The 13,349-nt window shown below is 51.2% G+C and carries 8 protein-coding genes; 4 read left to right on the top strand and 4 right to left on the bottom strand.

The genetic code is table 11. The annotated features are described in order from the left end of the window. Positions 1-49: 49 nt before the first annotated feature. The 3 genes from ACTHTK_RS08140 to ACTHTK_RS08130 are packed head-to-tail and all read right to left on the bottom strand — an operon-like array spanning position 50 to position 6,005. Positions 50-1,456, bottom strand: a complete 1,407-nt coding sequence (locus ACTHTK_RS08140) for an efflux transporter outer membrane subunit (RefSeq protein WP_440378144.1) — start codon at positions 1,454-1,456, stop codon at positions 50-52. A gap of 56 nt (positions 1,457-1,512) precedes the next feature. Next, positions 1,513-4,725, bottom strand: a complete 3,213-nt coding sequence (locus ACTHTK_RS08135) for an efflux RND transporter permease subunit (protein WP_440378143.1) — start codon at positions 4,723-4,725, stop codon at positions 1,513-1,515. Positions 4,726-4,736: 11 nt separating this feature from the next. Continuing rightward, positions 4,737-6,005 carry an efflux RND transporter periplasmic adaptor subunit gene (locus tag ACTHTK_RS08130; protein ID WP_440378142.1) on the bottom strand — a complete coding sequence of 423 codons (1,269 nt, stop codon included), beginning with the start codon at positions 6,003-6,005 and terminating at the stop codon, positions 4,737-4,739. Positions 6,006-6,237: 232 nt separating this feature from the next. Between ACTHTK_RS08130 and mtrR the strand changes: the two genes are divergently transcribed. Next, entirely contained in the window at positions 6,238-6,873 is a 636-nt protein-coding gene (gene mtrR, locus ACTHTK_RS08125; protein ID WP_004520505.1) for a multidrug efflux system transcriptional repressor MtrR, read from the top strand. 65 nt (positions 6,874-6,938) lie between these two features. Here mtrR and ettA read toward each other — a convergent pair whose 3' ends face one another. Continuing rightward, on the bottom strand, positions 6,939-8,615 hold the full coding sequence (gene ettA, locus ACTHTK_RS08120; protein WP_003747462.1) for an energy-dependent translational throttle protein EttA: 1,677 nt from the start codon (positions 8,613-8,615) through the stop codon (positions 6,939-6,941). A 340-nt stretch (positions 8,616-8,955) separates the two neighbouring features. On the opposite strand from ettA, the gene ACTHTK_RS08115 reads away from it, so the two are divergent. The 3 genes from ACTHTK_RS08115 (at position 8,956) to pgmB (ending at position 13,319) form a co-directional block, all read left to right on the top strand. Then, on the top strand, positions 8,956-10,308 hold the full coding sequence (locus ACTHTK_RS08115) for an SLC45 family MFS transporter (protein WP_308538419.1): 1,353 nt from the start codon (positions 8,956-8,958) through the stop codon (positions 10,306-10,308). Between the two features lie 74 nt (positions 10,309-10,382). Beyond that, positions 10,383-12,641, top strand: a complete 2,259-nt coding sequence (locus ACTHTK_RS08110; protein ID WP_107722988.1) for a glycoside hydrolase family 65 protein — start codon at positions 10,383-10,385, stop codon at positions 12,639-12,641. Between the two features lie 12 nt (positions 12,642-12,653). Further along, entirely contained in the window at positions 12,654-13,319 is a 666-nt protein-coding gene (gene pgmB / locus ACTHTK_RS08105) for a beta-phosphoglucomutase (protein WP_070461995.1), read from the top strand. Positions 13,320-13,349: the final 30 nt, after the last annotated feature.

The raw sequence follows: 13,349 nt of genomic DNA, 5'->3' as shown, positions 1-13,349 counted from the left end.
CTGAAACCCAAATGTTTCAGACGGCCTTTTAAGCTTAGCAGGCAAATATTTATTCAGAAGCTTTGGTTTCGCGTTTCAAACCGCCGCCAAGTGCTTTATACAAGTCGGCAAGGTTTTCCAAACGGGTCAGCTGATTAGCCAAAAGAGCAGTTTCTGCGCCGTAACTGCTGCGCTCGGCGTCCAGCAAATCCAATGCACTGGATACGCCATGTTTGTAGCGCAGGCTGATGAGGCGCAGGCTGTCGTTGTAGGCACGGCTTTGTTTGCTCAAAGCGGCATAGCTTTTATCCAGCTGTTCGCGGGCAACCAAAGCATTAGAAACGTCTTTGAATGCAGATTGAACGGCGGCTTCATAAGCAACGATTTGTGCCTGTTGGCGCAGTTTGGCTACGTCAAGATTGGCTTTGTTTGTGCCCCAGTCAAAGATAGGAAGAGTGATTGACGGTGCAAAAGCCCAAATACCCGTGCCGCTCTTAAACAGGCCGCTCAACTCGCCGGAAGCGGTACCGACCGAACCGGTCAGGCTGATGCGTGGGAAAAACGCCGCACGTGCCGCACCGATATTGGCATTGGCTTGTTTGAGCGCGTGTTCGGCCGCACGGATATCCGGACGGTTGAGCAACACGTCCGAACTCAAACCGGCAGGCAGTTTGGTCAATTTGAACTGCTTGCTCAAAGGTAGACCGGCAGGCAAATCTTCAGGCAAAGGTTGATTAATCAGCATGGCCAAAGAATTGCGCGCTTGCTCGCGGTTTTTCACCGCGGATGCGTAATCGGCTTTGGCTGATTCAATCAGGGCTTCCTGTTGGCGCAAATCAACGGCAGAAATCACACCGGCCTTATGGCGTAATTGCGAGAGCTTGTAAGTCGCTTCACGGGTTTGCAACACGCGTTGAGCCAATGCCATGGCTTCTTCGGCGTAGCGCTCGTTAAAGTAGGCTTTGGCCACGGTAGAAATCAAGGCCAGATGGGCGGCATCGCGGTTTGCGGCCACATTAAAATAACCTTGCAACGCGGCTTCGCTGGTGCTGCGGACACGGCCGAAGAGGTCAAGCTCATAAGAGGCTGCGCCCAAACCCACGCTGTATTGGCTGCTAACGCTGCCGCCACTCAAACTGCCTTGACGCGAACCTGTACCGCTGGCATTGACGGTTGGCAACAAATTATTACGCGCAATCATGTATTGCTTGCGGTAGATTTCCGCATTCAGCGCGGCTGTACGCAAATCGGTATTGCGTTCCAATGCGATGTCGATCAGGCGGTGAAGGCGAGGATCGGCAAAGTAATCTTGCCAACCCAATTCGGCTGCACGGATACCGTCGTCAACAGTGTCGTATTTAAACGTATCGGCCACGGCAACTTGAGGCTGCTCATATTTCGGCATCATGGTACAGGCCGACAAAGCCACGGCGGCGGCAACGGCGGTCAGTACAGGTTTGAATGTAATCTTCTTCATTTTAGAATCCTTTAGCATTTTGAGGCCGTCTGAAAATTTTTCAGACGGCCTTTGCTTTAGTGCTTGTCTGAATCGTGTTTACCGTCTTCAATCATGCCGGCTTCAGCGGCGTGTTTGGCGGCCATCTCATGCTCGTGTGCGGTTTCTTTAAAGAATTTGCGCACAACCACATAGAACAAAGGCACAAGGAACACAGACAGAATCGTACCGATCAACATACCCCAGACCACGGTCGTACCAATCGCACGTTGGCTGGCGGAGCTGGCACCGCTGGCAACATAAAGCGGTACCACGCCCAAGATGAAGGCAAACGAAGTCATGATAATCGGACGGAAACGCAAGTGTGCGGCGGCAAGCGCAGCTTCAAGCGCGCTCTTGCCTTGCGCTTGCAGGTCTTTGGCAAACTCGATAATCAAAATCGCGTTTTTCGCACTCAAACCCATCACCGTAACGAAACCGACTTGGAAGTAGATATCGTTGGCGTATGCCGGAATACTGCCCAGTAATGCTTCAAACATGTTACGGCCAGTCACACCCAATGCCGCGCCAATCAAGCCCAACGGAATCACAAGGATAACCGCCAACGGGATAGACCAGCTTTCGTACAAAGCAGCCAATACCAAGAATACAGCGGCAGCGGCCAATGCGTACAATACGACAGTTTGCGAGCCGCCTTTAGCCTCTTCACGAGACTGGCCTCCCCATTCCAGACTGTAACCGCCGCCCATGTCATCAACCATTTGCTGTACCGCAGCCATGGCTTGACCGGAAGACACGCCATTAACAGGCGAGCCGGAAAGCTCCATTGCCGGATAACCATTGAAGCGGACGCTTTGTTCCATACCGTTTTCCCAAGAAACAGTAGCAATGGTAGAAAGCGGTACGGCAACGCCGGATTTATTCGGTACAGTCAGGTTCAGAATATCGGCAGGCTGCATACGGGCACTCGCATCAGCTTGTACCATCACGCGTTGCAGACGGCCTTGATTCGGGAAGTCGTTTACATAAGACGAACCCAAAGCAGAAGCCAAAGCAGTACGGATGTCAGAGAACGAAATACCTTGTGCTGCTGCGGCAGAGCGGTCGATGTCGATTTTCAACTGCGGCGCATCTTCCAAACCGCTCGCACGGACGGTACTTGGGTTAAACAAACCGCTTTTGCGCATTTTGTCAATCAACTCATTGCGCTTGGCCAATAATGCGGCATGGCCGCTGTTGTTACGGTCTTGCAGATAAATGCTCAAGCCGGAGCCTGTACCCAATTCCATAATGGCAGGAGGCACAATCGCCAAACCAAAACCGTCTTTCAGCGTAGCCATCATCATGCCGGTCAACTTACCGGAAATAGAAGTCGCATCGCTGCCCGGAGCAGTACGTTCGCTCCAGTCTTTCAGAATGACAAAGCCCAAAGCCATGTTTTGGCCGGAACCGCTAAAACTAAAGCCGGAAACGGTAATAATGTTCTCGATCTCAGGTACAGATTTCGCCAGTTGAGTGATTTGAGCCAAAGTTGCATCGGTACGCTCTTTGGTCGCGCCGGCAGGCAGCTGTACGCTCAACATCAAGTTACCTTGGTCTTCAGTCGGCAAGAAGGAAGTCGGCAGACGCATAAACAGGAATACGCCCACAACAGTCAAACCGATATAGACAACCATCATGCGCAAAGTCTTGCGCAAGACTTTGGCTACCCAGCCTTCGTAGCCGTGTGTCCAGTTGTCGAATTTCTTGTTAAACCAACCGAAGAAACCTTTTTTCTCTTCGTGATGACCATTCTGAATCGGCTTGAGCATGGTGGCACACAATGCCGGAGTCAGCGTCAAAGCAAGGAATGCGGAGAAGCCGATCGATGCCACCATGGTCAGGGCAAACTGTTTGTAAATGTTACCGGTTGCACCGCTAAACATTGCCAGCGGCACAAATACGGACATCAACACGGCAGTAATACCGATCACCGCGCCGGAAATCTGACTCATCGCTTTTTTGGTTGCAGCCTTAGGCGGCAGACCTTCGCTCGCCATAATACGCTCAACGTTTTCAACGACCACAATCGCATCATCGACCACAATACCAATTACCAATACCATCGCAAACATGGTCAATACGTTAATCGACATACCCATATATGAGATAAAGGCAAAACCGCCCAACAGGGAAATCGGCACGACAATAGTCGGAATCAGCGTATAGCGGATATTTTGCAGGAAGAGATAAATCACCAAGAATACCAATACGATGGCTTCCAAAAGCGTATGGATCACTTTCTCAATCGAAATTTCCACAAATTTGGAAGTATCGTAAGGAACTTTCCAGCTCATGCCGTCTGGAAAATACTTCTGCAAAACTGCCATTTTTTCTTTCACGGCAGTCGCCGTTGCCAAAGCGTTACCGCTGTTGGACAGCATCACTGCCATACCGGTGGTATTCACGCCGTTCAAACGTGTGGAAGTAGAATAGTCCTGCATACCCAAGCTGACTTTGGCAACGTCTTTCAGATAGACATTAGAACCATCGGTATTGGATACCAAAATGATGTTGCCAAACTCTTCAGCAGTGCTCAGCTGACCTTGAGCCGTCACAGTTGCTGAAATGGTCTGACCTGCAGCCGCCGGCAAAGAGCCGATAGAGCCTGCAGAAATTTGGATATTTTGAGTAGCCAGTGCGTTGGTTACCGTTGCAAAAGACAGGTTGTAGTTTTGCAGTTTTTTCGGGTCAACCCAAATACGCATGGCGCGTTGCGCACCAAACAATTGTACCTGCCCTACGCCGTCGATACGCTGCAGTTCAGGAATGATATTGCGCTGGGCGTAATCGTTCATTTCCTCAATGGATTGCTTTTCAGAAGAAAGCATGACCACTTGCAAGAAGTTGGAACGCGCTTTAGATACGGTTACACCATATTGCTGTACGGTAGACGGCAATGTGGACAACACTTCAGACAGTTTGTTCTGCACGTCTACCTGCGCCAAATCTTCATTGGTTTCCGGTGTAAACGTCAGACTGACGCTGCCGCTGCCGCTGGAATTGGCAGAAGTCGTCATATAGTCCAAACCTTCCACACCGTACATATTACGTTCGATAACGGCCAGTACGCTGTCTTCCATTACCTGAGCAGAAGCGCCCGGATAAGTAGCGCGCAAAGTAATGGTCGGTGCAGCAACGGACGGATATTGGGAAATCGGCAGTTTTTGAATGCCGAAAATACCCGCTGCGATAATAAAAATCGCAATAACCCATGCAAAAATGGGGCGGTCAATAAAAAACTTAGACATTCATGCGTTCCTTATTTGGCTTCAGATGCAGCTTTAGCTTCAGGCTTGGCCTCGGAAGCAGCCTTGCCGTCTGAAACTGCCGGGGTTGCCGCTGCGGCGTTTGCAGGCGGCGTCCATTCTTTCGGCGTTACCTGTTTAGCACCCGACATAGCGGCAATGCTGGTACCTTCGACAACCACTTTGTCGCCGTCTTTCAGGCCGTCTGTAATCACCCAGTTGGTGCCTTGCTGTTGCGCAATGGTCACGACGCGCGCTTCCATTTCGCTCTTGTCATTTACCACCATCACAGTATCTTTTGTACCGCGGCTAACTGCTTGTTGCGGCACTACAAATGCATTATCTACTGCCACTTGTTCCATCAACACGCGCACATACAAGCCCGGCATCAAGATATTTCTGTCGTTAGGAATGGCGGCGCGCAAGGTAATTTGACCGGTCGTTTCGTTGACAGTCGGATCTGCAAACAGCAGACGGCCTTTTTCAGGGTAAACCGTACCGTCGTCAAATTTGATATCCACTGCAATCGCGCCGTTTGCCGCCAACAATTTGCCTTCGGCAACCTGTTGACGCAGTTTCATAACCTCACTGGCAGACTGGGTAACGTTGACATACATCGGATTGGTTTGTTGGATGGTGGCCAAAACAGTGGTATCGCCGGCATTCAACAGCGTACCTTCAGAAACTTTAGATTGACCGATAAAGCCGGAAATCGGCGCAGTAATGCGGGAGCGGTTCAGGCTGATACCGGCAGATTTGATGGCTGCTTGTGCAGATTTGACGCCTGCCTCTGCTGAACGCTTGGCCGTTACGGCCGCATCGTATTCTTGTTGGCTGATGGCATCGGCGGCAACCAACGGTTTGTAGCGAGCCAGGTCGGCATTCGCTTTGGCCAAAGTCGCTTGCGCACTCGCCAACTGGGCGCGTGCGCTTTCTAAGTTTGCTTCATAAGTCGAGCTGTCGATTTGGTACAAAGGCTGACCGGCTTGCACATAGCTGCCCTCTTGGAACAGGCGTTTTTGCAGAATACCGCCGACTTGGGCGCGAACTTCGGCAGTACGCAACGATTCCAGACGGCCCGGCAATTCGGTTGTCAATGCAACGGTTTCCGGATGCACAGTAACCACACGGACTTCAGGCGCAGGTTGTTTTTGCTGTTGCTGACTGCCTTGCGCCTGTTGGCCGGCTGCTTTTTCATCGCCTTTGCCGCAAGCGGAAAGCGCCAACGCAGTAGCTGCTGCAATTGCCGCGACACGCATCATTTTAGAAGCATAAAGAGCCATAATTTTCCTATCTCTATGATAAATAAGGGTTTGACTAATTAAAAATTGATTACTTTAATCTCATATTTCACAAACAGAAATTGCCTGCTTTTATAAAAAAACAGGCTGATTATATTATATAGTGCTGAGAAACACTATCAAGTATTGAATCGAATTATACATACATTCTTGCATGTTCAGAAGTAATTTTTTATAATCCGAACCATAAATTTACATTTCCTACAAAAAAACCATGAGAAGAACCAAAACCGAAGCCTTAAAAACCAAAGAATATCTCATGCTTGCCGCATTGGATACGTTTTATAAGAAAGGCATTGCCCGCACCTCGCTCAACGAAATCGCCCAAGCCGCAGGCGTAACGCGCGGCGCGCTGTATTGGCATTTCAAAAACAAAGAAGATTTGTTTGACGCCTTGTTCCAACGGATTTGCGACGACATCGAAAGCTGCATAAAAGAAGACTCGAACAACAATAACGAACAGGCTTGGTCAAGCTTCCGCCTGACTCTGACCCGTTTTTTCGAGCGCCTGCAACACAACGAGCTTCACTACAAATTCCACAGCATTTTGTTTTTAAAATGCGAACACACCGAGCAAAACGAGGCGGTTATTGCCATCGCTAAAAAACACCAATCACTATGGCGTGAAAAAATCGTTGCCGTCCTGACTGATGCGGTACAACAAAAAGCGTTGGCGGATAATTTGGATATCGATATGGCAGTCATCTTCATCAAGTCTTCATTAGACGGCTTGATTTGGCGCTGGCTTTCTTCAGGTCAAGGCTTCGATTTAGCGCAAACTGCCCCACGCATGATTGAAATCATCATTGATACATTGGAAAACCATCCGCAATTAAGAAAACAATCATAAACATCAAAAATAAAAGGCCGTCTGAAACATTAAAAGTTTCAGACGGCCTTTTGGTTCAAACCTAATTAACGTGTTACCGGTTTGTAACGGATACGTTTCGGTTTCGCGCCCTCTTCGCCCAAACGGCGTTTCTTGTCGGCTTCGTATTCCTGATAGTTGCCGTCGAAGAACACCCATTTAGAGTCGCCTTCACAAGCCAAAATATGCGTAGCGATACGGTCGAGGAACCAGCGGTCGTGCGAAATCACCATCACGCTGCCGGCAAATTCCAACAATGCGTCTTCCAGCGCACGCAGGGTTTCCACGTCGAGGTCGTTGGACGGTTCGTCCAGCAGCAACACATTGCCGCCGCTCAACAAAGTTTTTGCCAAGTGCAGACGGCCGCGTTCGCCGCCAGACAATTGACCTGCGATTTTGCTTTGGTCGCTGCCTTTGAAGTTGAAGCGTCCCAAATATTGGCGGGCGGGAATTTCAAACTGACCAACCTGTAAAATGTCGCGGCCTTCGGCAATATTGTCGAACACGGTTTTATCGTTTTGCAAACCTTCGCGGCTTTGGTCGATCAAGCTCATTTTCACGGTTTGGCCGATTTTCACTTCGCCGGAATCAGGCTGCTCTTTGCCCGAAATCATTTTGAACAGCGTCGATTTACCCGCACCGTTCGGGCCGATGATGCCGACAATCGCGCCCGCAGGCACTTTGAAGCTCAAATCGTCAATCAGCACTTTGTCGCCAAACGATTTGGAAACATTCACAAATTCAATCACTTCGTTACCCAAACGCTCGGCGACAGGAATGAAGATTTCCTGCGTTTCATTGCGTTTTTGGTATTCGTAGTTGCTCATTTCTTCAAAACGCGCCAAACGCGCTTTGGACTTGGCTTGGCGGCCTTTGGCATTCTGGCGTACCCATTCCAATTCCTGCTTCATCGCTTTCACGCGCGCGGCTTCGGATTTCGCCTCGTTTTCCAAGCGTTTTTCTTTCTGCTCCAGCCAAGACGAGTAATTGCCTTTCCACGGGATACCGTGTCCGCGGTCGAGTTCCAAAATCCATTCGGCGGCGTTGTCGAGGAAGTAGCGGTCATGCGTTACCGCAACGACTGTACCGGGGAAGCGCACCAAGAATTGCTCCAGCCATTCGACCGATTCCGCATCCAAGTGGTTGGTCGGCTCATCCAGCAAAAGCATATCGGGCTTGCTCAACAAGAGTTTGCACAAAGCCACACGGCGTTTTTCACCGCCGGACAAATTGCCGATTTTGGCATCCCAATCAGGCAGGCGCAGCGCGTCGGCAGCGATTTCCAATTCATGCTCTGCACCGCCGCCGGTAGACGAACCCGCCGCAATAATCGCTTCCAAGCGGCCTTGTTCTTCCGCCAACGCGTCAAAATCTGCATCAGGATTGGCATACTCGGCATACACTTCTTCCAAGCGTTTCTGTGCGGCAGCCACTTCGCCCAAACCACTTTCCACTTCCTCGCGTACGGTTTTCTCAGGATCAAGCTCCGGCTCTTGCGGCAGATAACCGATTTTGATGCCGCCCATCGGCACGGCTTCGCCCTCAAATTCCTTATCCACACCCGCCATAATCCTCAGCACGGTGGACTTGCCCGCGCCGTTCAAACCAAGCAGGCCGATTTTCGCGCCGGGGAAGAAGGAAAGGGAAATATCTTTAATGATGGTTTTTTGCGGCGGCACAACCTTGCTCACGCGCAGCATAGAATAGACGTATTGTTGGGACATAGTTTTCTCGTTTTCATCAAACAAATTTCAGACGGCCCATTTTAACCTATTGCCCCAATACTTGCTTGTTCAAATGCCGTCTGAAAATAGAAATAAGCATCAAAATATACACCGCGCCGAACCGATACCCTCATTGCCCGACGGTATCAATGCCAAAGCGCAAAAAATTTGATTTAAGCCAGTTTATCCTTGAACTGGCATTGCCAATATCCGGCGCGCTTCATAAAATGCACCTATATCCTTGAAAGTACGCACACAAACAATAACGACAGAGAACACCACACCAAGGAACCTTTCAGATTTCTCAATAAAAATACTTTTCAAATAAAGGATTTACCTCATGTCGGAAAATACGCAAAAAACAGCAAAACAAGGTTTGCCGTCACTGGCAAAAAGTACGATTTGGATGCTGAGCTTCGGCTATCTCGGCGTTCAGACGGCCTTTACCCTGCAAAGCTCACAAATGAGCCGAATTTTTCAAACTTTAGGCGCCGACCCGCATAATTTGGGCTGGTTTTTCATTCTGCCGCCATTAGCCGGTATGTTGGTTCAGCCGATTGTGGGCTACTACTCAGACCGCACTTGGATGCCACGCCTGGGCGGCCGTCGTCTGCCCTATCTGCTTTACGGCACGCTGATTGCGGTTATCGTCATGATTCTGATGCCGAACTCAGGCAGCTTCGGTTTTGGCTACGCTTCTTTGGCGGCTTTGTCGTTTGGCGCGCTGATGATTGCGCTGTTGGACGTGTCCTCCAATATGGCAATGCAGCCGTTTAAAATGATGGTCGGCGATATGGTCAACGAGGAGCAGAAAAGCTACGCCTACGGGATTCAAAGTTTCTTAGCGAATACGGGCGCGGTTGTGGCGGCGATTCTGCCGTTTGTGTTTGCGTATATCGGTTTGGCGAACACGGCCGAAAAAGGCGTCGTGCCGCAGACCGTGGTCGTAGCATTCTATGTGGGCGCAGCGTTGCTGATTATTACCAGTGCGTTCACCATCTTCAAAGTCAAAGAATACGATCCGGAAACCTACGCCCGCTATCACGGCATCGATGTCGCCGCGAATCAGGAAAAAGCCAACTGGTTCGAACTTTTGAAAACTGCGCCTAAAGCGTTTTGGACGGTTACTTTGGTACAATTCTTCTGCTGGTTTGCCTTCCAATATATGTGGACTTACTCGGCAGGCGCGATTGCGGAAAACGTTTGGCAGACAACTGATGCCTCCTCTGTAGGCTACCAAGAAGCAGGCAACTGGTACGGCGTTTTGGCGGCGGTACAATCCATTGCTGCCGTCATCTGCTCGTTTATTCTGGCAAAAGTACCGAATAAATACCATAAAGTCGGTTATTTCGGTTGCTTGGCTTTGGGTGCGCTTGGTTTCTTCTCCGTTTTCTTCATCAGCAATCAATACGCGCTAGTGTTGTCTTATACCTTAATCGGTATTGCGTGGGCCGGTATCATTACCTATCCTTTGACGATTGTGACCAATGCCCTCTCAGGCAAACACATGGGTACTTATTTGGGCCTGTTTAACGGCTCTATCTGTATGCCTCAAATCGTCGCCTCCCTGCTGAGCTTTATCCTCTTCCCTATGCTGGGCAGCCATCAGGCAACCATGTTCTTGGTTGCAGGCGCAATCTTGCTGCTGGGAGCCTTCTCAGTATGTCTGATTAAAGAGACCCACGGCGAATAATCCATCAATACCATCGGCAAAGGCCGTCTGAAACCTTTGCCGAACTTACAATTTTAATAACAGGAGCTTCATAAATGTATACAAGAATCATGGAAATCAGCCCTTGGACGCTGCGTTCGGCAAAACTGGAAAAAGAACACAAACGGCTACAAGAGAGCCTGACCAGCTTGGGCAACGGCTATATGGGTATGCGCGGCAACTTTGAAGAAACCTACTCCTCCGACAGCCACTTGGGTACCTACATCGCCGGCGTGTGGTTCCCCGACAAAACCCGCGTCGGCTGGTGGAAAAACGGTTACCCAAAATATTTCGGCAAAGCCATCAACGCGCTCAATTTCAGCAAAGTCAAAATCTTTGTTGATGGACAAGAGGTGGACTTGGCGAAAAACGACGTTGCCGGCTTCTCCGTCGAACTCGATATGCAGCACGGCGTATTGCGCCGCTCGTTCACCGTATTCGGCGTGCGTTTCAATGTGTGCAAATTCCTGTCCGTCGCGCAAAAAGAGCTGGCGCTCATCCGCTGGGAAGCCGTATCCGTTGACGGCAAAACCCACCAAGTCCGCATCGATTCCATCATCGATGCCGACGTGAAAAACGAAGACTCCAACTACGAAGAAAAATTCTGGCAGGTATTAGACAAAGGCGTTTCAGACGACCACTCCTACATTGCCACCCAAACCGTTGCCAATCCCTTCGGCGTGGAACAATTCATCGTCAACGCCGAGCAAATCTTCGCCGGCAGCTTCAAAGCCCTCGGCGGCAGCCAAACCGACTGGCAGGTCTCCAATTCTTTCGAAGCCGAAGTCGGCGGTACGCCCGAAACCTTTGAAAAACGTGTGATTATTACCACCAGCCGCGATTATCAGGGCTTGGAAGCAGTGAAAGCCGCCGGCCACGCCTTGTCGGAAAAAATCGCAGGCGTTGCGTTTGAAACCTTGCTGGACGCGCACAAAGTAGGCTGGCTGCACCGTTGGGAAATCGCCGACGTGGTCATTGAAGGCAGCGACGAAGCGCAGCAAGGCATCCGTTTCAACCTGTTCCAACTGTTCTCCACCTACTACGGCGAAGACGCGCGCCTGAACATCGGTCCGAAAGGCTTTACCGGCGAAAAATACGGCGGCGCGACCTATTGGGACACCGAAGCCTACGCCGTGCCGCTCTACCTCGCACTAGCGGAACCCGAAGTTACCCGCAACCTGCTGCAATACCGCCGCAACCAACTGCCGCATGCGCAGCACAACGCGCGCGAACAGGGCTTGGCGGGCGCGCTCTATCCGATGGTAACGTTTACGGGCATCGAGTGCCACAACGAATGGGAAATCACCTTCGAGGAAATCCACCGCAACGGCGCAATTCCTTACGCCATCTACAACTACACCAACTACACCGGCGATGAAAGCTATCTTGCCAAAGAAGGCTTGGAAGTCTTGGTCGAAGTGTCCCGCTTCTGGGCGGACCGTGTCCACTTCTCCAAACGCAACGGCAAATACATGATTCACGGCGTAACCGGCCCGAACGAATACGAAAACAACATCAACAACAACTGGTACACCAATACCCTCGCCGCATGGGTATTGGATTACACCCGTGAAGCCCTGGCGAAATACCCGCGTCCGGATTTGAACGTGAGCGCCGCCGAGTTGGAAAAATGGGCGGACATCAGCGCGAATATGTACCGTCCGCATGACGGAGAACTCGGCGTATTCGTGCAGCACGACGGCTTCCTCGACAAAGACATCCGCCCCGTGTCCGCGCTTTCACCCGACGATTTGCCGCTCAACCAGAAATGGTCGTGGGACAAAATCCTGCGTTCGCCCTTCATCAAACAGGCGGACGTCTTGCAAGGCATCTACTTCTTCGGCGACCGTTTCAACATGGACGAAAAACGCCGCAACTTCGACTTCTACGAACCGATGACCGTGCATGAAAGCTCGTTGTCGCCTTGTATCCACGCTATTCTCGCCGCCGAACTGGGCAAAGAAGAAAAAGCCGTGGAAATGTACCAGCGCACCGCCCGTCTGGACTTGGACAACTACAACAACGACACCGAAGATGGCCTGCACATCACCTCCATGACCGGCTCGTGGCTCGCCATCGTCCAAGGTTTCGCCCAAATGAAAACTTGGGGCGGCAAACTCAGCTTCGCACCGTTCCTGCCGAATGCGTGGACAGGCTACGCCTTCCACATCAACTACCGCGGCCGTCTGATTAAAGTCGCCGTCGGTAAAGAAAACGTCGTCTTCACCCTACTCAAAGGCGAACCGCTCGATTTGCAGGTGTACGGCAAAGACATCACGCTCAACGGCAGCCACACCGTTGCATTGGAAAAATAAGGAGGGCGCAAAATGACTTTTACCGCAGTGCTCTTTGACCTCGACGGCGTCATCACCGACACCGCCGAATACCACTACCGCGCATGGAAAAAGCTCGCCGAAGAACTGGGCATCAGTATTGACCGCAAGTTTAACGAGCAGCTCAAAGGCGTGTCGCGCGACGATTCGCTCAAACGCATCCTCGCACACGGCGGCAAAACCGTCAGCGAAGCCGAGTTCGCCGAACTGACCCGCCGTAAAAACAACAACTACGTCGAGATGATTCAGGCAGTCAAACCCGAAGACGTGTATCCCGGCATTTTGCCCCTGCTGGAAGCATTGAAAGTAAACGGCAAAAAAATCGCCCTCGCGTCCGCCAGTAAAAACGGCCCCTTCCTGCTAGAACGCATGGGACTGACCCACTTCTTCGACGCCATTGCCGACCCTGCCGCCGTCGCGCATTCCAAACCCGCCCCCGACATCTTCCTCGCCGCAGCCGAGGGCGTGGGCACGGACATCCGCCACTGCATCGGTATCGAAGACGCCGCCGCCGGCATCGCCGCCATCAAAGCCGCCGGTGCCTTGCCCATCGGCGTGGGCAAAGCCGAAGACTTGGGCAGCGACATCGAGCTGGTCTCCGGCACCGCCGAGCTGACCTACGCCTACTTGCAAAACGTGTGGGAACAGTCGGGCAGATAAAATTCTAAGGAAGTAAAAAGGCCGTCTGAA

Origin of the sequence: Neisseria sp. P0006.S009, assembly GCF_051962915.1 — a bacterium.
Lineage (GTDB): Bacteria > Pseudomonadota > Gammaproteobacteria > Burkholderiales > Neisseriaceae > Neisseria > Neisseria subflava_E.
The sequence above is the reverse complement of the archived record's forward strand: the minus strand, read 5'-3'. Positions and strand labels throughout refer to the sequence as shown.

Coding starts and splice junctions, on each gene's coding strand:
- ACTHTK_RS08135 (WP_440378143.1), bottom strand. CDS start 4,725: ATGTCTAAGTTTTTTATTGACCGCCCCATTTTTGCATGGGTTATTGCG.
- ACTHTK_RS08130 (WP_440378142.1), bottom strand. CDS start 6,005: ATGGCTCTTTATGCTTCTAAAATGATGCGTGTCGCGGCAATTGCAGCA.
- ACTHTK_RS08140 (WP_440378144.1), bottom strand. CDS start 1,456: ATGAAGAAGATTACATTCAAACCTGTACTGACCGCCGTTGCCGCCGCC.
- ACTHTK_RS08115 (WP_308538419.1), top strand. CDS start 8,956: ATGTCGGAAAATACGCAAAAAACAGCAAAACAAGGTTTGCCGTCACTG.
- ACTHTK_RS08110 (WP_107722988.1), top strand. CDS start 10,383: ATGTATACAAGAATCATGGAAATCAGCCCTTGGACGCTGCGTTCGGCA.
- mtrR (WP_004520505.1), top strand. CDS start 6,238: ATGAGAAGAACCAAAACCGAAGCCTTAAAAACCAAAGAATATCTCATG.
- ettA (WP_003747462.1), bottom strand. CDS start 8,615: ATGTCCCAACAATACGTCTATTCTATGCTGCGCGTGAGCAAGGTTGTG.
- pgmB (WP_070461995.1), top strand. CDS start 12,654: ATGACTTTTACCGCAGTGCTCTTTGACCTCGACGGCGTCATCACCGAC.